The 23,857-nt window shown below is 64.9% G+C and carries 21 protein-coding genes; 8 read left to right on the top strand and 13 right to left on the bottom strand.

All coding sequences use genetic code 11. The features are described 5' to 3' along the window. Positions 1-6: 6 nt before the first annotated feature. From AWB83_RS08145 to AWB83_RS08190, 10 genes are all read right to left on the bottom strand, one after another. Entirely contained in the window at positions 7-243 is a 237-nt protein-coding gene (locus tag AWB83_RS08145; protein WP_087044077.1) for a hypothetical protein, read from the bottom strand. A 4-nt stretch (positions 244-247) separates the two neighbouring features. Beyond that, complete coding sequence (locus tag AWB83_RS08150) at positions 248-736, bottom strand: tlde1 domain-containing protein (RefSeq protein WP_087044079.1); 489 nt, start codon at positions 734-736, stop codon at positions 248-250. 100 nt (positions 737-836) lie between these two features. Further along, positions 837-1,799, bottom strand: coding sequence for an alpha/beta hydrolase (locus AWB83_RS08155; RefSeq protein WP_087044358.1), 963 nt, complete (start codon positions 1,797-1,799; stop codon positions 837-839). 50 nt (positions 1,800-1,849) lie between these two features. Further along, positions 1,850-2,710 (bottom strand): SDR family oxidoreductase, encoded by an 861-nt coding sequence (locus AWB83_RS08160; protein ID WP_087044081.1) that lies wholly within the window; start codon positions 2,708-2,710, stop codon positions 1,850-1,852. Positions 2,711-2,722: 12 nt separating this feature from the next. Further along, positions 2,723-3,727: an NADP-dependent oxidoreductase gene (locus AWB83_RS08165; protein ID WP_087044083.1), complete on the bottom strand. Its 1,005-nt coding sequence runs from the start codon at positions 3,725-3,727 to the stop codon at positions 2,723-2,725. Between the two features lie 27 nt (positions 3,728-3,754). Beyond that, positions 3,755-4,234 (bottom strand): PaaI family thioesterase, encoded by a 480-nt coding sequence (locus tag AWB83_RS08170; protein WP_087044085.1) that lies wholly within the window; start codon positions 4,232-4,234, stop codon positions 3,755-3,757. A gap of 5 nt (positions 4,235-4,239) precedes the next feature. Beyond that, positions 4,240-4,542, bottom strand: a complete 303-nt coding sequence (locus AWB83_RS08175; RefSeq protein WP_087044087.1) for a Dabb family protein — start codon at positions 4,540-4,542, stop codon at positions 4,240-4,242. Positions 4,543-4,612: 70 nt separating this feature from the next. Continuing rightward, the gene (locus AWB83_RS08180; protein WP_087044089.1) at positions 4,613-5,791 is read right to left on the bottom strand and encodes an acetyl-CoA C-acyltransferase; all 1,179 of its coding nucleotides are present in this window, start codon (positions 5,789-5,791) and stop codon (positions 4,613-4,615) included. Continuing rightward, positions 5,788-6,435: a bifunctional nicotinamidase/pyrazinamidase gene (gene pncA, locus AWB83_RS08185; RefSeq protein ID WP_087044360.1), complete on the bottom strand. Its 648-nt coding sequence runs from the start codon at positions 6,433-6,435 to the stop codon at positions 5,788-5,790. Before pncA ends, AWB83_RS08180 begins: the two co-directional genes overlap by 4 nt. A 17-nt stretch (positions 6,436-6,452) precedes the next feature. Beyond that, positions 6,453-8,537 (bottom strand): 3-hydroxyacyl-CoA dehydrogenase NAD-binding domain-containing protein, encoded by a 2,085-nt coding sequence (locus tag AWB83_RS08190; RefSeq protein ID WP_087044091.1) that lies wholly within the window; start codon positions 8,535-8,537, stop codon positions 6,453-6,455. A 125-nt stretch (positions 8,538-8,662) separates the two neighbouring features. On the opposite strand from AWB83_RS08190, the gene AWB83_RS08195 reads away from it, so the two are divergent. Beyond that, a complete protein-coding gene (locus AWB83_RS08195; RefSeq protein ID WP_087044093.1) occupies positions 8,663-9,004 on the top strand; it encodes a hypothetical protein in 342 nt (113 codons plus the stop codon). Positions 9,005-9,099: 95 nt separating this feature from the next. On the opposite strand, the gene AWB83_RS08200 is transcribed toward AWB83_RS08195, so the two are convergent. Continuing rightward, positions 9,100-10,758: a 3-(methylthio)propionyl-CoA ligase gene (locus AWB83_RS08200; protein ID WP_087044095.1), complete on the bottom strand. Its 1,659-nt coding sequence runs from the start codon at positions 10,756-10,758 to the stop codon at positions 9,100-9,102. Positions 10,759-10,865: 107 nt separating this feature from the next. Between AWB83_RS08200 and AWB83_RS08205 the strand changes: the two genes are divergently transcribed. The 7 genes from AWB83_RS08205 (at position 10,866) to AWB83_RS08235 (ending at position 16,602) form a co-directional block, all read left to right on the top strand. Then, a complete protein-coding gene (locus AWB83_RS08205; RefSeq protein ID WP_087044097.1) occupies positions 10,866-12,458 on the top strand; it encodes a protein adenylyltransferase SelO in 1,593 nt (530 codons plus the stop codon). Positions 12,459-12,527: 69 nt separating this feature from the next. Beyond that, positions 12,528-12,950, top strand: a complete 423-nt coding sequence (gene msrB, locus AWB83_RS08210; RefSeq protein ID WP_087044099.1) for a peptide-methionine (R)-S-oxide reductase MsrB — start codon at positions 12,528-12,530, stop codon at positions 12,948-12,950. A 130-nt stretch (positions 12,951-13,080) separates the two neighbouring features. Then, complete coding sequence (locus AWB83_RS08215) at positions 13,081-13,617, top strand: septation protein A (RefSeq protein WP_087044102.1); 537 nt, start codon at positions 13,081-13,083, stop codon at positions 13,615-13,617. After that, positions 13,614-13,928, top strand: coding sequence for a BolA family protein (locus tag AWB83_RS08220; protein WP_087044104.1), 315 nt, complete (start codon positions 13,614-13,616; stop codon positions 13,926-13,928). Before AWB83_RS08215 ends, AWB83_RS08220 begins: the two co-directional genes overlap by 4 nt. An 88-nt stretch (positions 13,929-14,016) precedes the next feature. Beyond that, positions 14,017-14,799: a peptidylprolyl isomerase gene (locus AWB83_RS08225; protein ID WP_087044106.1), complete on the top strand. Its 783-nt coding sequence runs from the start codon at positions 14,017-14,019 to the stop codon at positions 14,797-14,799. Positions 14,800-14,984: 185 nt separating this feature from the next. After that, entirely contained in the window at positions 14,985-15,812 is an 828-nt protein-coding gene (gene tcmP, locus AWB83_RS08230) for a three-Cys-motif partner protein TcmP (protein ID WP_244197627.1), read from the top strand. Between the two features lie 52 nt (positions 15,813-15,864). Continuing rightward, positions 15,865-16,602 carry a DUF5131 family protein gene (locus AWB83_RS08235; protein ID WP_087044108.1) on the top strand — a complete coding sequence of 246 codons (738 nt, stop codon included), beginning with the start codon at positions 15,865-15,867 and terminating at the stop codon, positions 16,600-16,602. Positions 16,603-16,673: 71 nt separating this feature from the next. Here AWB83_RS08235 and AWB83_RS08240 read toward each other — a convergent pair whose 3' ends face one another. Together AWB83_RS08240 and purL are read right to left on the bottom strand one after the other, a co-directional pair. Then, positions 16,674-19,196: a family 20 glycosylhydrolase gene (locus AWB83_RS08240; RefSeq protein WP_087044110.1), complete on the bottom strand. Its 2,523-nt coding sequence runs from the start codon at positions 19,194-19,196 to the stop codon at positions 16,674-16,676. Positions 19,197-19,371: 175 nt separating this feature from the next. Beyond that, entirely contained in the window at positions 19,372-23,409 is a 4,038-nt protein-coding gene (gene purL / locus AWB83_RS08245) for a phosphoribosylformylglycinamidine synthase (protein WP_087044112.1), read from the bottom strand. Positions 23,410-23,857: the final 448 nt, after the last annotated feature.

Raw genomic sequence — 23,857 nt, forward strand, 5'->3', positions numbered from 1 at the left:
CTGCGGTCAGCGTTTTCGATTGGTGCGGTAAAGAATCGCAGCAACGGCAAACACGGTGATTGCATCGACGGCCGCGAGCACGGGTAACGGATCGATCCACTTGTCCATGTTCGTCGTGCGCGAGTAGTACGGCGGCCCGTCCCCATAAGCTTCCTTCAGGTTGAGCACGTTGAACGCGCCGACGAGCACAACGATCAAGAACAACGCCGCATTGATCAGTGTCCGCGACGTTCCTTTATCCATCGGTTCAATACCGAATCGTCAACGGAACATAGCAATCCGACGCAGGGCCGACTGCTGCCTCCAGGTCCCGCACAAAATCTTCCATCCGCGAATGGAGATTGATGCACCCGGCGCTGCCCGCATGCGTGCCGCCATGGATAAAAAAGCCACCACGTCTGTGAGTCTCCGTGCCGGGGAAAATGTGAATCGTGATTCTGTGATCACCCCATGCCGAGCGGGCAGCCAAGTTGTACCAATGGTTGGACCACATCTCCGAAGGTTTGATCCAATACCGCCCAGGGGGAATGGGCCCCTCGCTACGCGCGCCGTATCGACTCGAAGAATAGTCGAATCTGTTGCCTTTCGAGGGGCGTCCCGAAACCGCCGAATAGGAGTGACCATGCGGTCCGTGCATTATCAGAGCGCTGCCCTTGAAAGACAGGGAGATCGCCTCTGATCTCGAACATGACGGGCTGCGGGGGATCCCATGTTCCGCTGCATATAAGTCTGACATGAATTTGATTTCGTCATGCGATTCCTCGATACTAACATTTAGATATCCGGACTAAAAGCGAGGTTCGAAAAACTCGGATATTTGCATGCTGGATAATCAACTACGGCAATATATCCAACGCCCCGCGCAACGCCCTCACCGCATCCGCATGCGCCTCGGCGACTTCCGGCACGAACCCGCCCATCTTGAAGAACTCGTGGATCATGCCTTCGTAGCGCATGAGCGTGACCGGCACGCCCGCCTTCGCGAGCTTTTCGGCAAACGCGATGTCCTCGTCATAGAGCGGATCGTGATCCGCCGCCGCGATCCACGCCGGCGCGACACCCTTGAAGTCCGGCACGCCGCCCGCCGCGTCGAGCGGCGCGAAACGCCAGTCGTCGCGGTCGCGATCGTCGCGCAGGTATTGTGCGAAGAACCACTGGATCGTCTCGCCCGACAGCAGATAGCCATCGGCCAGCCGCGCATGCGATTCGCTCCGCTGCCACGCGCTCGTGCCCGGATAGATCAGCAGTTGCAGCCGCAAATCGATGCCCGCATCGCGCGCGAGCACCGCGCATACGATCGCGAGCGTGCCGCCCGCGCTGTCGCCGCCGACCGCGAGCCGCGCCGGATCGATGCCGAGCGTCGGCGCCTCGCGCGCGAGCCATTGCAGCGCATCGAACGCATCGTTTACCGCGACGGGAAACCTGTGCTCGGGCGCCAGCCGATAATCGACCGATACGACCGCGCAGCGCGCATCGTGGGCGAGCTTGCGGCACAGCGCGTCGTGCGTCGACACGCTGCCGACGGTGAACCCGCCGCCGTGCAGATACAGGAGCGCCGCGGAAGGCTCGGCCCAGCTCGGCTCGACCGGCTGATACACGCGCACGCCGATCGTTTCGCCATCGCGCGTCGGGATGCGCAGGTCTTCGACGCTGAACATCGGCAGCGGCGCGATATCGAGGATCTGCGCGCTCATCGCATAGGCGGCGCGCGCCTCTTGCGGCGTGAGCGTGTGATACGGCGGACGATTGGCGCGCGCGACCATCTCCAGAATCTGCGCGATCTTCGGGTTGAGCGGCATCGGCGGAAAAAGCGTCAAAAGGACACGATGATGCCACGAAGCACACGCCGCTAGCGCGGGCGCTTCAACGACATCGGATCGGTCGGATTGCGCAGTTGCGCGATGTCGTCGAGCCGCAGCTGCACCGACGCCATGATGCCCGGATGCGTGATCACGTAGAAGCGCCCTTCGCGCACCGCGTCGAAGGTCAGCTCGGCGACGTCGCGCGCCGAGAGCTTGCCGCTTTCCACCGCCCTCGTCAGTTGCCTTGCGGCGAGCTTTTGCGAGGCCGTATGGGGCGCGTCGTTGGCGAGCGCCTCGGGCCGCGAGCGCTCGGCATCGGCGATGCCGGTCGGCACGAACGCGGGGCACAGGAGCGACACGCCGATCGTCGATGCGCCCGCGAGCCGCAGGTCGTGATAGAGCGTCTCCGTCAGCGCGACGACCGCGTGCTTGGACGCGTTGTAGACGCCCATCGCGGGCGCGGCCAGCAAACCCGCCACCGACGCCGTGTTGACGATATGCGCCGGCTCGTTCTGCTTCAGCATGATCGGCACGAAGGCGCGCAGACCGTTCGCGACGCCCATCACGTTCACGCCGAAGACCCATTGCCAGTCGTTCGCGCTGTTCTCCCAGACGAAGCCGCCCGCGCCGACGCCCGCGTTGTTGAAGAGCAGATGCACGCCGCCGAACGCATCGAGCGCAGCCTGGGCCAGCGCTTCGACCTGGGCGCCGTCCGACACGTCCGCCGTGACGCCGATCGCTTCGCCGCCCTGCGCGCGCACGGCATCGACGGTTGCGGCGAGCCCGGCGGCGTCCAGGTCGGCGAGCACGAGCTTCATGCCGAGCGCCGCGCCTTTCATGGCGAATTCCCGGCCGAAGCCGCTGCCCGCGCCGGTGATGACGGCGACCTTGCCTTCGAAGCGATCCACGTGCGCTCCTCGCTAGACGAGCTTCACGAGCTGCTTGCCGAAGTTCTTTCCGCGCAACAGGCCGAGAAACGCTTCGGGCGCGTTTTCGAGCCCCTGCGCGATGCTTTCGCGGAAATGCAGCTTCTTCGTTGCGACGCGCTCGCCGAGTTCCTTGAGCGCCTGCGGCCAGACATCCAGATGCTCGTAGACGATGAAACCCTGCAACTTGAGCCGTTGCGTCAGGATGAGTCTGGGCTGCTCCATCGGCAAAGGCTTGCCGTCGTAGCCGGAGATCATCCCGCACACCGCGACGCGCCCGAACGCGTTCATGCGCGCGAGCACCGCATTGAGCACTTCGCCGCCGACGTTCTCGAAGTAGCCGTCGACGCCATTGGGCGTCGCGGCCTTCAGGTCGTCGTAGAGCCTGCCCGCCTTGTAATCGACGCACGCATCGAAGCCGAGCGTCTCGACGACATAGCGGCACTTCTCCGCGCCCCCCGCGATGCCCACGGCGCGGCATCCCGCCGCCTTCGCCAGTTGCCCGACCACGCTGCCCACCGCGCCGCTCGCCGCGGACACGACCACCGTCTCGCCGGCCTTCGGCTCGATGATGCGGTTCAGGCCATACCACGCCGTCACGCCCGGCATGCCGAGCGCGCCGAGATACGCGGAAAGCGGCACATGCGAGGCATCGACCTTGTTCAGGCCTCGGCCGTCGGACGTGCCGTATTCCTGCCAGCCGAACATGCCGACGACGCTGTCGCCGGGCTTGAACGCCGGATTGCGCGACTCGGTCACGACGCCCGCGGTGCCGCCGATCATGACCTCGTTCAGCGGCTGCGGCGCGGCGTACGACTTGGCGTCCTCCATGCGTCCGCGCATGTAAGGGTCGAGCGACAGATAGTGATTGCGCACGCGCACCTCGCCGTCGCGCAGCGGCGCGAGCGGCGTCTCGACGAGCTTGAAGTTCGACACCGTCGCCTCGCCTTGCGGCCGCGAGACGAGCAGTATCTGGCGATTGATCCGTGCGTCTGCCATGCGAATTCTCCTCGGGATGAAACCGTGTCAGGCGTCGCTCGGTCCAGGCGTCGCCTTGGGATCGGAGCACATCTTCTGGCGGACGATGTCGCGCCCGACCGCGAGCCGCTTCATATACTTGAACGTGCCGAGCGCCTTCGCGACGAAGTGGCCTTCGCTGTCGCGGATCTCGCCCTCGCAATACGCCATCGTGGTCGAGCGATGCAGCACGCGGCCGTAGCAGCGCAACTCGCCGCGTCCCGGCTGCATGAAGTTCACCTTCATCTCGACGGTGACGACGCCGATGCCGTCGCCCGCGACGCTGCGCGCAGCGAGCGCGAGCGCTGCGTCGAGCAGCGTCATCGTGACGCCGCCGTGCGCGATGCCCCAGGTGTTCATGTGCGCATCCTGAAGCGGCATGTGCACTTCGCTTTCGCCGTCGGCGGCCTTGACGAGCTGCACGCCGAGCGTGTCGATGAACGGGCTTTCGATGGAAACGCGGCTTGCCGGTGTGCCGGATGTAGACATCGCGCTCACACTTCGTAGTCGACGCATTGACGGTCCTCGCGGATCGCCGCGACGAAGTCCTTGAGCGCCTGATGCTTCGGATGGACCTGATAGGCCTCGAGCGCGGCACGGTCGTCGAAATCGGAGGCGAGCACGACGTCATACGTGCATTCGAAGCCCGGCTGCGCGGTGCCGACCTCGAAATGCCCCTGGCCCTTCACGATGCTGCGGCAGGTTTCGAGCCTGGCCTTCAGCTTCTGCGCGTTCTCGGCGCGGCTCGCGCCCCCGGCGCTTTCCTTCAGCTTCCACATGACGATGTGACGTAGCACGGCGACTCCTGTGATCGATCGAGACCTGAAGCGTAGCAAAAATCGCTGCGCCCAGAATTTCAGGGAACCGTCACACGATTTCGAAGAGCCCCGCCGCGCCCTGCCCGCCGCCGATGCACATCGTCACCACGACGAACTTCGCGCCGCGCCGCTTGCCTTCGATGAGCGCGTGGCCCGTCAGGCGCGCGCCCGACACGCCGTACGGATGCCCGACAGCGATCGCGCCGCCGTTCACGTTGAGACGCTCGTCGGGAATGCCCAGCTTGTCGCGGCAATAGAGCACCTGCACGGCGAAGGCTTCGTTCAGCTCCCACAGACCGATATCGTCGACGGACAAGCCCGCGCGCCGCAGAAGCTTCGGCACCGCGAACACCGGACCGATGCCCATTTCATCCGGCTCGCAGCCCGCGACCGCGAAGCCGCGGAAGACGCCGAGCGGCGCCAAGCCCTCCTTCTCGGCGAGCGTCGCGCTCATCACGACGCATGCCGACGCGCCATCGGAGAACTGGCTCGCGTTGCCCGCCGTGATGACGCCGCCCGGCAGCGCCGTGCGAATATTCGCGACGCCTTCGAGCGTCGTGTCGGCGCGGATGCCTTCGTCGGCGGCGAGGGTCACTTCCCTGGTGGACAGGCGGCCCGTCGCCTTGTCGGCGATGCCCGCGAGCACGGTGATCGGCACGATTTCATCGTCGAACCTGCCGGCCGCCTGCGCCGCCGCCGCGCGCTGCTGGGAACGCACGCCGTACTCGTCCTGCCGCTCCTTCGAAATCTCGTAGCGCTTCGCGACGTTCTCCGCGGTCTGCAGCATCGACCAGTAGATCTCGGGCTTGTGCTCGCTGAGCCAGCCTTCGGTCAGCATGTGGCGGTTCATCTCGTTCTGCACGCACGAGATCGATTCGACGCCGCCCGCGACGAACACATCGCCTTCCCCTGCAATCACGCGCTGCGCGGCCAATGCGATCGTCTGCAGGCCCGACGAGCAGAAGCGGTTGACCGTCATGCCGGGCACGGAGACGGGCAGGCCCGCGCGCAACGCGATCTGCCGCGCGATGTTCATGCCGGTCGCGCCTTCGGGGTTCGCGCAGCCCATGATGATGTCCTCGACGCGCGCCGGGTCGATGCCCGCGCGCTCGACGACGGCCCTCGTCACGTGAGCGCCGAGCGTCGCGCCGTGGGTCATGTTCAGCGCACCGCGCCACGATTTGGCGAGCGCGGTGCGCGCCGTCGATACGATCACTGCATCGGTCATGTCGTCTCCCTGTCGATGTTCTTCAGTATGTCCTCGGAGCGCACGCGCTCGATGCCCGCCGCCTGCATGTCCTTCCATGCCTTGTCGAGCGAGCCGTTCAGATCGATCGCGCGGCATGCGTCCTCGATCACGCTCGCTTCGAAGCCCGCCGCGCGCGCATCCAGAGCGGACCACGCGACGCAATAGTCGGTCGCCAGCCCCGCGAGCCAGATGCGCTTCGCGCCGACATCGCGCAGATAGCCGGCGAGGCCGGTCGGCGTCGCGCGATCCGCTTCGAGGAACGCCGAATAGCTGTCGACGTGCTCGTGATGGCCCTTGCGCACGACGAGCCGCGCATGCGGAACATGCAGATCGCGATGCAGCGCCGCGCCGTCCGTGTCCTGCACGCAATGCACCGGCCACAGCACCTGCTCGCCGTAGGGCAGCGTCATCGTCTCGAACGGCGCACGGCCTGCGTGATTCGGCGCGAACGATACGTGCGAGCGCGGATGCCAGTCCTGCGTCAGCACGACATGCGAGAACGCGCGCGCGAGCCGGTTGATGACCGGCACGACTTCGTCGCCCTGCGCGACGGCGAGCGCCCCGCCCGGCATGAAGTCGTACTGCACGTCCACGACGAGGAATACATCTTCAACGGGTTTCATCATGTTCACTCGCTCGTTCAGGCGTTGAAGCGACCATCGGATGCCGCGAGCTCCGTCACGCGCGCGGCCGGCCGCCATGCTTCCCCGTTGGGCTGCTTCGCGTACTTGCGCATCGCGCGTTCGACGTTGTAGAGGCCGATGGTGTCCGCGTAGAGCATCGGGCCGCCGCGCCAGAGCGGGAAGCCGTAGCCTGTCAGATAGACCATGTCGATGTCCGACGCCTTCGCCGCGATGCCTTCTTCGAGAATCTTCGCGCCTTCGTTCACGAGCGACAGCACGAGACGCTCGACGATTTCCTCGTCGCCGATCCTGCGCCGCTCGATGCCCTGCTCCAACGAAAACGCGACGATCATGTCGTCGACCAGCTTCGACGGCGCCGCATCGCGCTTGCCCGGCTGATAGTCGTACCAGCCCGCGCCGGTCTTCTGCCCGAAGCGGCCCAGCTCGCAGAGGCGGTCGGCCACGCGCGAATAGCGCAGGTCCGGCTGCTCGCGATAGCGGCGCTTGCGGATCGCCCAGCCGATGTCGTTGCCCGCGAGATCGCTCATGCGGAACGGTCCCATCGCGAAGCCGAACGTCTCGATCGCGCGATCGATCTGCGCGGGCAGCGCGCCTTCTTCCAGCATGAAGAGCGCCTGGCGAATGTACTGCTCGATCATGCGATTGCCGATGAAGCCGTCGCACACGCCCGACACCACGGCCGTCTTCCCGATCTTCTTCGCGAGCTGCATGACGGTCGCGAGCACGTCCTTGTCCGTCTTCCCGCCGCGCACGACTTCGAGCAGCTTCATCACGTTCGCGGGGCTGAAGAAGTGCATGCCGATCACGTCGCCGGGACGTTTCGTGAACGAGGCGATCCTGTTCAGATCGAGCGTCGACGTGTTCGACGCGAGGATCGCGCCGGGCTTCGCGATTTCGTCGAGCTGGCGGAACACCTGTTCCTTCACGCCCAGCTCCTCGAAGACGGCTTCGATGATCAGGTCCGCTTGCGCCAGATCGCCGAACGACAGTGTCGGCTGAATGAGCGCCATGCGCTCGTCGACCTTCTCCTGTGTGAGCTTGCCTTTCCTGACCTGCGCTTCGTAATTGCGGCGGATCGTGGCGAGGCCGCGATCGAGCGCTTCCTGTTTCGTTTCGAGCAGCACGACGGGCATGCCCGCGTTGAGGAAATTCATCGCGATGCCGCCGCCCATCGTGCCCGCGCCGACCACGCCGATGCGCTCGATCTTTCTGACGGGCGTGCTCGACGGCACATCGGCGATCTTGCCCGCGGCGCGCTCGCCGAAGAACGCGTGCCGCAATGCGCGGCTCTCGGGCGTCTGCACGAGCGCGAGGAAACATTCGCGCTCGAACGCGAGACCGCGCTCGAAACCTTCCTTCACGCCCTTTTCGATCGCGTCGATGCACTTGTGCGGCGCCGGAAAGTGCTTCGCGACGGCGGCAGCGCTGTTCCGCGCGAACTGGATGAAGCCCTCGGCGTTCGGATGCTCGATCCTCCGATCGCGCACCTTCGGATACGGGCCACCCCGGTCCGCGGCCTGCTTCGCGAAGGACACCGCGGCGTCGAGCAGATCGCCGTCGGCCAGCTCGTCGAAGAGCGCGGTCTGCGCGAGCTTCTCGGACGGAACTGGCGTGCCCGAGACGATCATGTTCAGCGCCGTCTCGAGGCCGACCGCGCGCGGCAGACGCTGCGTGCCGCCCGCACCGGGCAGCAGGCCGAGCTTCACTTCCGGCAGCGCGATCTGCGCGCCGGGCGCGGCGACGCGGTAATGCGCGCCGAGCGCGAGCTCGAGACCGCCGCCCATCGCGACCGCGTGGATCGCCGCGACCACGGGCTTCGCGCTGCCCTCGACGGCCTTGATCACGGTCATGAGCGTCGGTTCCTGCGTGGCCTTCGGCGTGTTGAATTCGGTGATGTCCGCGCCGCCGGAAAACGCCTTGCCCGCGCCGATGAGGACGATGGCGCGCACGCTCGCGTCGTCGCTCGCGCGCTCGATGCCCTCGACGATGCCGAGGCGCGTCGAATGTCCAAGCCCGTTGACGGGCGGATTGTCGAGTGTGATGACGGCGACGCCGTCGCGGATCGAATAGTCCACTGCCATGAAGGTGTCTCCTGTCGACCGGATATAGCCGAATTATGGTGGGCGATTGACACAGAATACACAAAAAAGCACGAGCGTTCCAATAATCCGTTCGGCCGAGTGGAAAGGTATCAAACGGCCGGCTCATGAGCCGACGAGCCGTGAATCGCAGGCGCAGGCAACTTAAGCGACACGTCCGAAGGTATCGTCCCGCCGGCAAGGCCGATATCGTCCAGAACCAGGAGGGCTATCGCTACCTGAAATGGCGCGGCGCCAAGGGCCGCACGCTGTCGATGGATCTGATCTTCCTGGGCCCTCGTCGCAGCCGCTCGACGCTCTGCGAAGAATTGCTGCACGCGATCCAGTTCAGGAGGTATCTGCACGATGACGCCGTCGACCGGTACGGGACGCCCGGAGCGTCCACCATCATGGAGCTCCTGGCCGCTCGCACGCTCGTCACACGCGAGATGCGCTGGAAGATCGTATGAGCGTCGTTCAGGAAGGGGATCTGCTGGTTTCTGTCTGACGTGTAAGCCGGAGCATGTAACGCGGCGCAATGAGCGCCGCTTTTTTTTGAAGCGCGTCAGGCGTCGTTCTCCAACGCGCTCGGCAGCACGTAATCGCGATATTGCTCGCGCAGCCGCACCTTCTGCAGCTTGCCGGTCGCCGTGTGCGGCAACTCGTCGGCGAACACGACATCGTCGGGAATCCACCACTTCGCGATCTTGCCCTCGAAATGCGCGAGCAGTTCCTCGCGCGTCACCGTCGCGCCGGGCTTCAACACTGCGACGATCAACGGCCGCTCCGTCCACTTCGGATGCAGGCACGCGATGCACGCCGCTTCCGCCACCTGCGGATGCGACACCGCGATGTTCTCCAGATCGATCGAGCTGATCCATTCGCCGCCGGACTTGATCACGTCCTTGCTACGGTCGGTGATCTGCATGAAGCCGTCCGGATCGATCGTGGCGACGTCGCCCGTCGGAAACCAGCCGTCGACGAGCGGCGAATCGTGCCGGCGGAAATAGCGGTCGATGACCCACGGGCCGCGCACGTACAGATCGCCGAAGGACTTGCCGTCCCACGGCAGTTCGCGGCCGTCGTCGCCGACCACTTTCATGTCGACGCCGAAGAGCGCGTGGCCCTGCTTTTCGAGCGAGCGGCGCTGTTCTTCCGGCGGACGCTGCTTCTGTCTGAAGGAGAGGCGCGAGAGCGTGCCGAGCGGCGACATCTCCGTCATGCCCCACGCGTGGATCACCTGCACGCCGTAGTCTTCCTCGAAGGTGCGCAGCATCGCGGGCGGGCACGCGGAGCCGCCGATGACCGTGCGCTTCAAGGTCGAGAAGCGCACGTTCTGCTGCTTCATGTAGGCGAGCAGGCCCATCCAGACGGTGGGCACGCCCGCCGAATACGTGACGCCCTCGGCTTCCATCAGTTCGTAGAGCGACTTGCCGTCGAGGTCCTTGCCCGGAAACACGAGCTTCGCGCCGACGAGCGGCGCCGCATGCGGAATGCCCCATGCGTTGACATGGAACATCGGCACGACGGGAAGGATCGCATCGCTCGATGACGCGCCCATCGCGTCGGGCAGCGCCGCGCCGTAAGCGTGCAGCACCGTCGAGCGATGCGAATAGAGCGCGCCCTTCGGATTGCCGGTCGTGCCCGACGTGTAGCAGAGAAACGAGGCCTGACGCTCGTCGAGCATCGGCCATTCATACGCGCCGTCGTGCTCGCCGATGAGGCTCTCGTAGCTCATCACCCGCACGCTCATGCTCGACAGATGCTCCGCGATGCACGCGGCGTCGCCGAGCGCGACCCAGCCCTTCACGTTCGGGCATTGCGGCGCGATGAGCTCGACGAGCGGCCCGAAGGTCATGTCGAAGAAGACGTATGAATCGTCGGCGTGATCGATGATGAACGCGATCTGATCGGGAAAGAGGCGCGGGTTGATCGTGTGGCACACGGCGCCCATGCCGGACACGCCGTAGTAGCACTCGAGATGCCGGTAGCCGTTCCACGCCAGCGTGCCGATTCGCTCGCCCTCTTCGACGCCGAGCGCGATGAGCGCCTGCGCGAGCTGCTTCGCGCGCTTCTGGCAATCGCGGTAGGTGTAGCGGTGGATGTCGCCCTCGATGCGGCGCGACACGATCTCGGTGTCGCCGAAATGGCGCGCGGCATGGGACAGCAGCGACGACGCGAGCAACGGTACTTCCATCATCTGGCCGTAGAGCGGCGACGTCATGGGCGAGGTCCTCGAAGGAGTCGATTGCTTGCGGATGGCGCGAAGCCCGGCTCCTGCAGGGCCGCGGGCGCGGAATTACAATATCGTTTAACTCAGAGGCGCTCAATATGTCGTTTTCCCCAAGCAATGTCGTGCGCGCCGCGCGTGACGAGACGCCCGCCGGCGCGCTTTCCATGAGCGAAATCGCCCGCACGATCGAGATCGGCAAGCCCGGCTCCTTCGCCGCGCTCGGGACCGCATTCCTTACCCGGCTCCCCGCCGCGCCCGTGCCCGATCCGTACCTCGTCGGCATTTCGCGCGAGATGGCCGAATCGCTCGGATTCGATCCGCAAGCCGCCGTCGGCCCCGAAAAAGAGGCGTTCGCCGCGTACTTCGCGGGCAATCCCACGCGCGACTGGCCGAGTGACGCGCTGCCGTATGCCGCCGTGTACTCGGGTCACCAGTTCGGCGTGTGGGCGGGCCAGCTGGGCGATGGCCGCGCGCTCACGCTCGGCGAGGTCGAACACGACGGTGCGCGGCTCGAAGTGCAGCTGAAAGGCGCGGGACGCACGCCCTACTCCCGCATGGGCGACGGCCGCGCGGTGCTGCGCTCGTCGATCCGCGAGTTTCTGTGCTCGGAAGCGATGCATCATCTGGGCATCCCGACGACGCGCGCGCTCACCGTGGTCGGCTCCGATCTGCCGGTGCGCCGCGAGACCATCGAGACCGCGTCGATCGTCACGCGCGTCGCGCCGAGCTTCGTGCGCTTCGGCCACTTCGAGCATTTCTATTCGAACGATCGCATCGACGATCTGAAGCAGCTCGCCGATCACGTCATCGACCGCTTCTGTCCGCACTGCCGCGACGCCGACGACCCGTATCTCGCGCTGCTCGACGAAGCCGTACGCACCACCGCCGACCTGATGGTGCAGTGGCAAGGCGTCGGCTTCTGCCACGGCGTGATGAACACCGACAACATGTCGATCCTGGGCCTCACGATCGACTACGGCCCGTTCGGCTTCATGGACGGCTTCAACGCGCATCACATCTGCAACCACTCGGATACGCAGGGGCGCTATTCGTACAGCCGCCAGCCGCAGGTTGCCTACTGGAACCTGTTCTGTCTCGCGCAAGCGCTCGTGCCGCTGTTCGGCGAAAACCTGCCCGAGGAAGGCCGCGCCGAGCGCGTGGTCGAGGCGGCGCAGAAGGTGCTCGAGCGCTTCAAGGAGCGTTTCGCACCCGCCCTCGTGGCGAAGATGCGCGCGAAGCTCGGCCTCGAAATCGAGCGCGACGGCGACGACAGGCTCGCCAACGGGCTCTTCGAAATCATGCATGCGAATCGCGCGGATTTCACGCTCACGTTCCGGAACTTGTCGAAGCTGTCGAAATCCGACGCGAGCCATGATGCGCCGGTGCGCGATCTCTTCCTCGATCGCGCCGCGTTCGATGCGTGGGCGGCGCAGTATCGCGAGCGCCTCGCCCTCGAACCGCGCGACGACGCCGCGCGCGCGGCCGCGATGAACCGCGTGAATCCCAAATACGTGCTGCGCAATCATCTGGCGGAACAGGCGATCCGCCGGGCGAGCGAGAAGGACTTTTCGGAACTGGCGCGCCTGCTGGACGTGCTGCGCCGCCCCTACGACGAGCAGCCGGAACATGAGGCATACGCCGGTCTGCCGCCCGACTGGGCGAGCGAGCTCGAAGTGAGTTGTTCTTCGTAGCGGCGCCCCCATCTACATGGCCTCTCTCGAGGCTCGACAAAGGACCATAAAGGACCATAAAGGACCGACATGAACAGAGACGACACCCCCGACACCGCCGCCCGTCCGCTGCAAAAGGACGACGCGACCTATCGCCGCGAACTGAACGACATGCAGTACCAGGTCACGCGTCACGCGGCGACCGAGCGGCCGTTCACCGGCGAGTACTGGGACCACTTCGAGCGCGGCGTCTATGACTGCGTGTGCTGCGGCACGCCGCTTTTCGAATCGGACACGAAATTCGACGCCGGCTGCGGCTGGCCGAGCTATTTCAAGCCGATCAACGGCGAAGTGATCCAGGAAAAGACCGACCGCTCGCACGGCATGCTGCGCATCGAGGTGCAGTGCAAGAACTGCGGCGCGCACCTCGGCCACGTCTTCGAGGACGGCCCCGCGCCGACCGGATTGCGGTATTGCATCAACTCGGCTGCGCTACAATTCGAACCCAAGTAAGCGCGAGCCCGGCACGGGGCGCCCGGTAGCGCCCTGCATCCAGTCCGTATCGACGCCCGCTCCTTCCGGGCGGGCGCTCGTTGCTCGCGCGCCCCGCATCCCATCCGATGCCCATCACGTCCGGACGCCAATGAAATTTCTGTTCGATCTGTTTCCGATCATTCTCTTTTTCGTCGCATTCAAGCTCTGGGGCATCTACACGGCGACGGCTGTCGCGATCGCGGCGACGCTCGTGCAGATCGCCTGGGTGGCGTTCCGGCACCGCAAGGTCGACCCGATGCTGTGGGTGAGCCTGGGCGTGGTCGTGGTGTTCGGCGGCGCGACGCTCGTGCTGCACAACGACACCTTCATCAAGTGGAAGCCGACCGCGCTCTACTGGCTGTTCGCGCTCGCGCTGATCGTCGCGCAGACGGCGTTCAGAAAGAATCTGATCGAAGCGATGATGGGCAAGCAGATCGTATTGCCGCATCGCGTGTGGGGACAGTTGAACGTCGCGTGGGCGGTGTTCTTCGCGCTGCTCGGCATCGTGAACCTCTTCGTCGCGTACAACTTCACCACCGATCAATGGGTGAACTTCAAGCTCTTCGGCGCGACGGGGTGTCTGGTCGTGTTCATCGTCGCGCAGAGTTTCTGGCTCGCGAAGTACATGAAGGAGGACGGACAATGAGCGCAGCCTTCGATTTCATGAGCGCGTCGGCGGCGGACAAGATCGCGCATCTCGAAGCGCGCCTGAATGCGGCGCTCGCGGCGCAATCGGTGCACATCGACGACGACAGCGCCGCGCACGCGGGCCATGCGGGCGCGGCTTCGGGCAGCCATTACACCGTGACGATCGTGGCGGAATGCTTCGCGGGCAAGGCGCGCGTGGCGCGGCATCGACTGGTGTATGATGCGCTGGCCGAGGAAATGCGGCGCGGCGTGCATGCGCTCGCCATCCGGGCTTACACGCCGCAGGAGTTCGCAGAACAATTCGAATAGACGCGCGCGGCCCCCGTCTTTTCCGATCAGCCTTTGCCTTTTAAATATCGCCTTTGAAGGCGTCTGTTTGCTCAGTTAGGAACCTTCGATGACTTTGAAAAAAACCCGCGTCTGGGTGTTGCTGGCTGCGTTCGCGGCGGCGCCCGCGTTCGCGCAGAACATTGCCGTCGTGAACGGCACGCCGATTCCCACGTCGCGCGCCGATGCGCTCGTGAAGCAGCTCGTCGCGCAGGGTCAGCAGGATTCGCCGCAACTTCAGCAGGCGGTGCGCGAGGAACTCATCAATCGCGAGATCCTGATGCAGGAAGCCGCGCGCGAAGGCATCGCGTCGCGTCCCGATGTGAAGGCGCAACTGGCCGTCGCGCAGCAGACCGTCGTGCTGCGCGCGCTCATCGAAGACTTCGTGAAGAAGAACACGCCGACCGACGCCGAAATCAAGGCGCGCTACGACCAGCTGGTCAAGCAGAACGGCGGCGGCACGGAACTGCATCTGCATCACATCCTCGTGGACAACGAAGCGCAGGCGAAGGAGCTGATCGCCAAGATCAAGGGCGGCGCGAGCTTCGAGGACCTCGCCAAGCAATATTCGAAGGACCCGGGATCGGGCAAGAATGGCGGCGATCTGGACTGGTCGTCGCCCTCGGCTTATGTGCCGGAATTCGGCGCGGCCGCCGAGAAGCTGAAGAAGGGCGAAGTGACGCCCGAGCCGGTGAAGACGCAGTTCGGCTGGCATGTCATCCGCATGGACGATTCCCGCGAGATCGCCCCGCCGCCGCTCGATCAGGTGAAGACGCAGATCGCGCAGCAGATTCAGCAGGAGAAGCTGCAGGGGTTCGAAGAGGGTTTGCGAAGCAAGGCGGTGGTGAAGTAAGCCAGCGCGTCCGCTAACCGCTCTTCGTAGTATCAAGCGCCCCTGACTTCGCGGTCAGGGGCGTTTTCATTTGACACCCCTCTGCCGTTCGGCTAACCGGGGCCGCTTTCAGACGAATCGAATTCCGTCGGCGGTGCACTATCCTCAAGATCGTTCAATCAAGACTGAAACGGGATACGAACGACATGAGTGGTGACAAGTTTATGGCCGACCCATCCGATGGAATGGACGCGATGATTGTGGGTGGTTGGTCTCAGCAGAAACATGAAAGACTCACCGACTATATCGTCGCGTCCCGTCTCTCGCGCGCGAAGTGGGGACACGCGTGCTACATCGACGTTTTTTGCGGTCCGGGGCGTGTCGTCGAGCGCGGAACGAACACGTTTCGGGACGGCGGTGCAATCGCTGCATGGAGAGCGTCTTGCATGGGAAACGGACGACCGTTCACTGCCATGTACATCGGCGATCTGCATCAACAGTCCGTCAGGATCTGTGAGCTTCGTCTCGAAAGACTTGGCGCTTCCGTTCAGTCATTTTTCGGTCCTGCCAAGGAAACGGTTCACGAGATCGTGTCGGAATTGCCACGCGGGCTAGACCTGGCATTTCTTGATCCGTTCAATGCGGCGCATCTCGATTTTGAAATTATTCGAGTGCTGTCTGAACGGCGTTTCATGGACATACTCGTTCATTTCAGCGTGATGGATATTCAGAGGAACATCGACTTGGAGGCGGCGACATCTGGGAGCCGACTTGAACGAATCGCACCCGGATGGCGGGAGGCCGTTGACTTAAGACATCTGCCCAAAAGCGCTTTTGTGAATGCGTTTTTGGAGCACTGGAAATCGCTTGTTTTGAGCCACACACAAATGACTGCGGCCGAAATGATGCCTCTGATAAAAAACAGTAAAAATGGGCCTTTATATCGCCTCATATTGCTGAGACGCCATCCACTTGCTGAGAAGCTGTGGAATGACGTTGGAAAGGAGGACAAAAAGCAAAAGTCCTTGTTCTAGCAAAGTGAAACTCCTACACTCCGAGCCGGGAAAACTAAGGTAGAACGCTGCGATGGCCACAAAGACCGGCATCGAATGGACCGAGATGACCTGGAATCCGGTAACCGGATGCGTGAAGATCAGCCAGGGTTGCAAGCATTGCTACGCCGAGCGAATGGCCAAGCGACTCAAAGCGATGGGATGCGTGCGCTATGAGTCCGAGTTCTCGCCCACGCTGCACGAGGATCTGATCGATCTGCCTCGCAAATGGAAGAAGCCGCGCACCGTTTTCGTCAACTCGATGAGCGACCTCTTTCAAGAGGCCGTTCCCCTCGACTTCATACAGCGGGTGTTCGAGACGATGGCGGCGACGCCTCAGCACACGTATCAGGTACTGACCAAGCGATCTGAGCGCCTGCTTGAGCTCTCGCCACTCCTGCCGTGGACGCCGAATATATGGATGGGCGTGAGCGTGGAGGATGCCAGAGTGATGAGCCGCATCGGACACCTGGCCGCCACGGCAGCGCAGGTCAAGTTCCTGTCCTGTGAACCGCTGATTGGACCGCTCGACGATCTTCCCTTGAACGGAATCGATTGGGTTATCGTGGGCGGTGAATCGGGGCGTGGTGCCCGGCCGATGGAAGAAGCCTGGGTGCATGCCATCCGTCGTCAATGCCGTGGCCACCGCGTGGCGTTCTTTTTCAAGCAATGGGGTGGTGTGCGCAAGGACATGACGGGAAGACTTCTGAACGGTCGCACATACGATGCAATGCCATGCCGCAAGGAAATCCCGCTTGCTCTTGCACCATAGCGGTTAGCAATAACCAAGTCGCGAGACCGAGCCATCTGAGGGCGGCTCGGTCGTCTCCTACCCTGCCCTCATCACCCCCTGCTCGCCATCCCGAGCCCCGTCCGCACCACCGCTCCCGCGCGCGTCAGCTTCGGCAACTCGCGGTTCTGAACCACGCTCATGAAGCCGGCCCAATCCTGTGCGAGCGCGGCCTTGTCGACCTTGTCGGTATCGCCGAGCTTGTAGCGCTCGCCTTCGCGATACGGCCGCTCCCACGGCGCCCGATGCCATGCGCGCTCCGCGAGCGCGAGCAGACGCGGATACACCATGTACTCGAACTGCTGATCGGTGCGCATCACTTCGGCCCAGGCTTGCCCCTGAATGCCCTCGATCCGGGGCGCGGAGCCCGCGCTCGTCACCTCGAACGGATTGCCGTCACGATCGGCCATGATCTCCGCGTTCTGCGGCAGATTGTCAGGCGCGAGCGAGAACGTCTTGAAGCCGTCCGTGCCATGCGACGCCCAGTAATAGCCGCGCTCACGCTGATCGAACGAATAGGGGAAGTCGAAGTACAGATAGTCCGGCAGCGCGAGCACCATCTTGTAGCCCTGATTGCCGAGCGTACGCGCGCTGTCCGATGCGCCCCAGAACATCGTGTCCCATAGCGTCACCATCATGTTCGCGGTCGCGAAATCCTGCGGGCCGTTCGCGTGCTTGATGCCGTCCTGCCACGCAGCCATCGTGCCGATGCCGTTCGCGCGCACGATCTGACTCACCTGGCGCGCGAACATCGACGGCAATTCGTCGACGGATGCCGCCTTGCCCGCGCTCAGCAGCGCCGTGCATTGCGGCGAGCGCGCCCACGGCTTGTCCTGCGCCGCGAGGTTCACGCGACCCTTGCCGGGGTCCGTGCCGTCGAGCGGCTGGAAGCCCGCGCCGAGGAGGATATTCTTCGCCTCGTCGCCGCCGAAGTGCCAGACGGAGAGCGGCGCGCCAGCCTCGCGATGCATCGCCGCGACTTCGCCGATCACCCTGGACGCAAACCGCTGCGCGCCATCCGAGCAGGGATTCAGGAAGCTGCGGCGATCGTAGAACTGCACTGTCGTTGTATTCGATGTATCGGCCGGATCGAGCAGCCGATACGCGCTTGCCGCCGCTTCGTCGCCCCGCGCGCGCAGGCGCCGGTAGCGCGCCTCCATCGACACCACCGCGGCGCGCGCGTGTCCCGGCATGTCGATCTCTGGAACGATCTCGACGAAGCGATCCGCCGCGTAACGCACCAGCGCGACATACTCTGCCCGGCTCAGATAGCCGCCGCCCGACCGGTTGTCCGGACCAGAGCCCAACTGCGGAAGCAGACAGCGCATTTCGGTGAGATCGTGGCAACGCTTCGCGCCGACCTCGGTAAGCTCGGGCAGGCCCGGAATCTCGATGCGCCAGCCTTCGTCGTCCGACAGATGAAGGTGCAGGCGATTGAGCTTATACGCGCCCATCTGGTCGATCAGGCGTCGCAGCGTCGCGGGCTGGCGGAAGTTGCGCGCCACGTCGACCATCATGCCGCGATGCGCATAGCGCGGCGCATCCTCGATCGTCATCGCGGGCACGCTGCCGCCGCCCGCCGGCGTGAGCGACAGGAGCGTCTGAACGCCGTAGAAGAGTCCAGCGGCGTCGAAGGCGTCGATGTTCACGCTGCTGGACGCGATCGTCAGGCGATAGCCGCCGCTCCTCGCGATATCGGCGGGCAGCGCTCCGCCGACGATCCGGCCGTTCACGCGCGCAGCCGGACCATCGAGGCCGAGCGTCGCCGCCCGCGAACCGAGCGCCGCCGCCTGCGACGCACTCAGACCGGACAAGGCCAAATCGATGCCGCCGATCTGCACCGTACCCTCGCCCGCCGTTTCGCGCAGCACGGCGGGCAATGCGCGCGCGGCGCTTTGTTGGGCCGAAGGGAGCGCGGCTTCCGCGCGGGCTCGCTGCACCTGCGCCGGCGTCGCGGCAAACGCCGCGACGTCGTCCGTGCTCGGCGGGATACGGTCGACATAGCGCGTTTCGTCGTCGGTATCGTTGTGTTTGAGGATCGCAGGCGTCTCGCTGCCGTCCGCCACGACGTATGCGCGCGGCAAGAGATCGCTGTAGCGCTGATACCAGTATTCGCCGACGAACGGCACTTCGACGCGCTCACCCGCGCCCAGCGTGAAGGCGCCGGCGCCCGGCGTAAGTGCATAGAGATCGCCCGTGACGTGCTTCCACGCAAAGGCCGGATGCTCGATCATCAGAATGCGCCGGATGCTATGCACGTAGAGCGTCCAGCCTCCGGCGGCGAGACTCCGGCCGCCGGTGTTTTCCAGGATCAGCTTGCCGCGCGCGCAACTGGCCCAGTCCGCGCCGAGGTCCGCGCAGTTCGTGCCGGACTTCGCGGCATCATTGGTGTCGATTTCGACACGCACCATCAGATTCTCGCCGAGCGCGGCCGCGCGCGCCGACGGCGACAGGCTGGCCGAGCCCGAGCCTGATTCCGAGCTGCCGCCGCATGCCGTCAACAGACACGACACAGCAACGATTGTCGCTGCCAATAAACTTGGTATACCTAAATATCCTGATCGAAACTGCCTCATTGCTCCTCCATTTCGGCGTCCCATGATGACGCGCCGAAGCACTATACCTGCAACTTACGGCCTGATTATTTTGAGATATTTGCCGAAAAGCAGCATTGAGGCGGCCGAAAAGCCAGCTTGAAAACACAACACCCCGAAGATTCGACTTCGGGGTGTTGTGTGGAGCGTTGCGCGATCAGCCCAGGAAGCGTCGCGCGTTCTGGAACACGCGCAGCCACGGACTGCCGTCGGTGGTCCAGTCCTCCGGCGTCCAGCTCATCTGCACGTTGCGATGCACGCGCTCCATGTGCGGCATCAGCACGGTGAAGCGGCCATCCGGCGTCGTGACGGACGTGATGCCCTGCGGCGAGCCGTTCGGGTTGAACGGATACTGCTCGGTCGCATTGCCGCGATGGTCGACGTAGCGCATCGCGACGAGCGCCTTCGACGGATCGCCCTGTTGCGAGAAATCCGCGAAGCCCTCGCCGTGCGCGACCGCCACCGGAATACGCGAGCCTTCCATGCCCGCGAAGAAGATCGACGGCGAGCGCTGCACCTCGACCAGCGAGAAACGCGCCTCGAACTGCTCCGACTTGTTGCGCGTGAATTTCGGCCAGTGCTCCGCGCCGGGGATGATCGAGGCCAGGCTCGACATCATCTGGCAGCCGTTGCAGATGCCGAGTGCGAACGTGTCGGGACGGTCGAAGAACGCGGCGAACATGTCGGCGAGACGCGGATTGAAGCGGATCGTCTTCGCCCAGCCCTCGCCCGCGCCCAGCACGTCGCCATACGAAAAGCCGCCGCACGCGACCGCGCCCGCGAAATCGGCGAGCGTCGCGCGGCCTTCGAGCAGGTCGCTCATGTGGACGTCGTGCGCGTCGAAGCCGGCGCGGTCGAACGCGTAGGCCGTCTCCAGGTGCGAATTCACGCCCTGCTCGCGCAGGATCGCGACACGCGGACGCTTGCTCGTCGCAATGAAGGGCGCGGCGACGTCCTCGCTCGGATCGAACGTGAGCACGGGCGAAAGACCGGGATCGCCCGCGTCGAGGAGCGCGTCGTATTCGGCATCGGCGCAGGCCGGGTTGTCGCGCAGGCGCGCGATGCGCCAGCTCACCTCGCTCCAGGCGCGATGCAGCTCGACGCGCGGCGCATCGAAAATCTTCTTTGCGTCGCGATAGATTTCGACGGTGTCGGCCGCGTTCGGCTTGCCGATGACATGCGCGCATGCCGACAAGCCGTGCTCGCGCAGCGCGCCCAATACTGCGTCGCGGTCCGCTGCGCGCACCTGCACCACCGCGCCCAGCTCTTCGGAAAAGAGCGCGCGGATCGTGCGATCCTCGCGGCGGCCGCTCGTCTGCTTCGCCCAGTCCTTCGCGTCGCCGTAATCGGATTCGTGCTCGGCGTCGAGCGTCAGCATGTCGACGTTCAGCGACACGCCCACGTGCCCCGCGAACGCCATCTCGCAGACCGTCGCCCACAGGCCGCCGTCCGAGCGGTCGTGGTACGCGAGCAGCTTGTCATCGGCGTTGAGCGCCTGGATTGCCGCGAAGAAGCGCTTCAGGTCTTCAGGATCGTCGACGTCGGGCACCGCGTCGCCCACTTGCTGCGTGACCTGCGCGAGAATGCTGCCGCCCAGGCGATTGCGTCCGCGGCCGAGATCGATCGCGATCAGCACCGTGTCCGTGTCATTGACGAGCTGCGGCGTCAGATGGCGGCGCACGTCCTCGACCGGCGCGAACGCCGAGATGATGAGCGACACCGGCGACACCACTTCCCGTGCGCCGCCCCGGGCGTCCTGCCATTTCGTGCGCATCGACAGCGAGTCCTTGCCGACCGGAATGCTGATGCCCAGCGCCGGGCACAGTTCCATGCCGATCGCCTTCACCGTGTCGTAGAGCGCGGCGTCTTCGCCCGCGCTGCCGCACGCGGCCATCCAGTTCGCCGACAGCTTCAGCTTGTTGAGCGATTCGATCGGCGCCGCTGCGATGTTCGTCACCGCCTCGCCCACCGCCATGCGACCGGACGCGGGGGCATCGATGACGGCGAGCGGCGTGCGCTCGGCCATCGTCATCGCTTCGCCGCGGTAGCCGACGTAGTCCATCGTCGTCACGGCGCAATCGGCGACGGGCACCTGCCACGGACCGACGAACTGGTCGCGCGCGGTCGTGCCGCCCACCGAGCGGTCGCCGATGGTGATGAGGAACGACTTGCTCGCGACAGTCGGATGCTTCAGCACGTCGAGCGCGACTTCGGACAACGGCAGGCCGGTGACGTCGACTTGCGTGAACGATGCGCTTTCACGTTTCACGTCGCGATGCATCTTGGGCGGCTTGCCGAGCAGCACGTCCATCGGCATGTCGACGGGTTCCTGGCCTTCGTTGGCGTCGTCGATCAGCTTCAGCTGACGCTCTTCCGTCGCCACGCCGACGACCGCCACCGGGCAGCGCTCGCGCTCGCAGATCGCCTGGAACGCGGGCAGATCGTTCGGCGAAATCGCCAGCACGTAGCGCTCCTGCGCTTCGTTGGACCAGATTTCCCGCGGCGACAGACCGCTCTCCTCCAGTTGCACCTTGCGCAGCTCGAAGCGCGCGCCCTTGCCCGCGCCATCGACGAGCTCCGGGAACGCATTGGAGATGCCGCCCGCGCCGACGTCGTGAATCGACAGGATCGGATTGCGCTCGCCCATCTGCCAGCAGGTGTTGATGACTTCCTGCGCGCGGCGCTGGATTTCGGGATTGCCGCGCTGGACCGAATCGAAGTCGAGCTCGGCGGTGTTCGCGCCGGTCGCCATGGAGCTCGCGGCGCCGCCCCCCATGCCGATGCGCATGCCCGGCCCGCCGATCTGAATCAGCAGCGTGCCGCCGGGAAAATCGTGCTTGTGCGTGTGCTGATCCGAAATGTTGCCGATGCCGCCCGCGATCATGATCGGCTTGTGATAGCCGCGCACGCGGCCCGCGACGTTCTGCTCGAAGGCGCGGAAGTACCCGCCGAGATTCGGGCGGCCGAACTCGTTGTTGAAGGCGGCCGCGCCGATCGGCCCGTCGATCATGATCTGCAGCGGCGACGCGATGCGGTCCGGGCGGCCATACGGCTCGCTCTTGTCGGCGGGATTGCGGGAGGACAGCGGCACGGCGGAATCGCGATCGTTCTCCCATTTCTGGCGAGCGTCGGGCAGATCGAGGTTCGATACCGTGAAGCCCGCGAGACCCGCCTTCGGACGCGCGCCGCGGCCGGTCGCGCCCTCGTCGCGGATTTCGCCGCCCGAGCCCGTCGCCGCGCCCGCAAACGGGGAAATGGCGGTCGGGTGATTGTGCGTCTCGACCTTCATCAGCGTATGGGTCATTTCTACGTGGCGCTGATACTGCTCGTCCTCGCCGCGCGGGAACCAGCGCTCGGCCATGCCGCCCTGCATGATCGCCGAGTTGTCCGAATACGCGACGATGGTGCCCGCGTGATTCAGCTTCTCGGTGTTGCGGATCATCTGGAACAGCGACATGTCCTGCTTTTCGCCGTCGATGGTCCATTCGCCGTTGAAGATCTTGTGGCGGCAGTGCTCGCTGTTGGCCTGCGCGAACATCATCAGCTCGACGTCGGTCGGATTGCGCTTCAGGCCCTCGAACGCGCTCACGAGATAGTCGATCTCGTCTTCCGCGAGCGCGAGGCCGAGCTCCATGTTCGCGGCTTCCAGCGCTTTGCGTCCCGCGCCGATGATGTCGACCGTCTGCAGCGGCTTCGCGGGCAGCTCGTCGAACAGATGCAGCGCCTGATCGCGCGACGCCGCGACGCTTTCGGTCATGCGGTCGTGCAAGGCATCCGCGACGGCCGCGCGCGCCGCGTCGGAGAGGGTCTTCTTGCCGCCGAGCAGGCCGCTTTTCATGATGACGGTGTACTCGACGCCACGCTCGATGCGCCGCACCTTATCGAGCCCGCAGTGATGCGCGATGTCGGTCGCCTTGCTCGCCCACGGCGAGACGGTGCCGAAGCGCGGCACCACCATGAACGTTTCCGTCGCGCCGCGCTCCTTCGTTTCCTCGAACGGCGCGCCGTAGTGCATGAGCGCCTCGATGCGGCTGTTGTCGTCGTCCGTGAGCGGCTCGGACGAGTTGACGAAATGCAGGAACTGGCCGCGCACGCCGACGATGTTCGCGTCGATGCGGGCGAGCGTTTCGAGAAGGCGGGTCTGACGGAAATCGGAGAGGGCCGAAGCGCCGGGGAAACACGAGAAGTGGGCCATTGTGACGGTGCGTCGATGACGTCTGTGTGCCGCTCGCGTGAGGCTCGCCCGCTTTGCAAATCCAAAAATTCGCAAATTCGGATTGGAGCACGCAATACGGCGTGAGGCGAAAGGAAGACCGCGATTATAACCCGGAAGCGTCTCGAAATCGGCCCGCGCAGCCCGCCCGGCCGCCCCCCCGCGACGGCTCGTCATCGCGCGGCGCGGCGCGCGGCATCCCGAAAATGCGCCGGGCCCGCGCCGCAAAGCGGATTGCGGCAACGGCGGCCTGTCCGTGCGCGCTGTCCGCCGTCCCCCGCAACCGATTTTGGCGCTATCATGGCGCGCTTTCTTCGGGTGCGGCCCGCTCATTGATTCAGTCCGCCGGCCCGTCGTTTCATCGTGGTGACACGCGGCGCCGGGCGCACTTGCCCGCGCCTCAGGCCGCGCAGCACTGCAATCTCGCGCC

It is taken from the genome of Caballeronia ptereochthonis (genome assembly GCF_001545075.1).
Classification (GTDB): Bacteria; Pseudomonadota; Gammaproteobacteria; order Burkholderiales; family Burkholderiaceae; genus Caballeronia; species Caballeronia ptereochthonis.

Coding starts and splice junctions, on each gene's coding strand:
- AWB83_RS08145 (WP_087044077.1), bottom strand. CDS start 243: ATGGATAAAGGAACGTCGCGGACACTGATCAATGCGGCGTTGTTCTTG.
- AWB83_RS08150 (WP_087044079.1), bottom strand. CDS start 736: ATGTCAGACTTATATGCAGCGGAACATGGGATCCCCCGCAGCCCGTCA.
- AWB83_RS08155 (WP_087044358.1), bottom strand. CDS start 1,799: ATGCCGCTCAACCCGAAGATCGCGCAGATTCTGGAGATGGTCGCGCGC.
- AWB83_RS08165 (WP_087044083.1), bottom strand. CDS start 3,727: ATGGCAGACGCACGGATCAATCGCCAGATACTGCTCGTCTCGCGGCCG.
- AWB83_RS08170 (WP_087044085.1), bottom strand. CDS start 4,234: ATGTCTACATCCGGCACACCGGCAAGCCGCGTTTCCATCGAAAGCCCG.
- AWB83_RS08180 (WP_087044089.1), bottom strand. CDS start 5,791: ATGACCGATGCAGTGATCGTATCGACGGCGCGCACCGCGCTCGCCAAA.
- pncA (WP_087044360.1), bottom strand. CDS start 6,435: ATGAAACCCGTTGAAGATGTATTCCTCGTCGTGGACGTGCAGTACGAC.
- AWB83_RS08190 (WP_087044091.1), bottom strand. CDS start 8,537: ATGGCAGTGGACTATTCGATCCGCGACGGCGTCGCCGTCATCACACTC.
- AWB83_RS08195 (WP_087044093.1), top strand. CDS start 8,663: ATGAGCCGACGAGCCGTGAATCGCAGGCGCAGGCAACTTAAGCGACAC.
- AWB83_RS08200 (WP_087044095.1), bottom strand. CDS start 10,758: ATGACGTCGCCGCTCTACGGCCAGATGATGGAAGTACCGTTGCTCGCG.
- AWB83_RS08205 (WP_087044097.1), top strand. CDS start 10,866: ATGTCGTTTTCCCCAAGCAATGTCGTGCGCGCCGCGCGTGACGAGACG.
- msrB (WP_087044099.1), top strand. CDS start 12,528: ATGAACAGAGACGACACCCCCGACACCGCCGCCCGTCCGCTGCAAAAG.
- AWB83_RS08215 (WP_087044102.1), top strand. CDS start 13,081: ATGAAATTTCTGTTCGATCTGTTTCCGATCATTCTCTTTTTCGTCGCA.
- AWB83_RS08220 (WP_087044104.1), top strand. CDS start 13,614: ATGAGCGCAGCCTTCGATTTCATGAGCGCGTCGGCGGCGGACAAGATC.
- AWB83_RS08225 (WP_087044106.1), top strand. CDS start 14,017: ATGACTTTGAAAAAAACCCGCGTCTGGGTGTTGCTGGCTGCGTTCGCG.
- tcmP (WP_244197627.1), top strand. CDS start 14,985: ATGAGTGGTGACAAGTTTATGGCCGACCCATCCGATGGAATGGACGCG.
- AWB83_RS08235 (WP_087044108.1), top strand. CDS start 15,865: ATGGCCACAAAGACCGGCATCGAATGGACCGAGATGACCTGGAATCCG.
- AWB83_RS08240 (WP_087044110.1), bottom strand. CDS start 19,196: ATGAGGCAGTTTCGATCAGGATATTTAGGTATACCAAGTTTATTGGCA.
- purL (WP_087044112.1), bottom strand. CDS start 23,409: ATGGCCCACTTCTCGTGTTTCCCCGGCGCTTCGGCCCTCTCCGATTTC.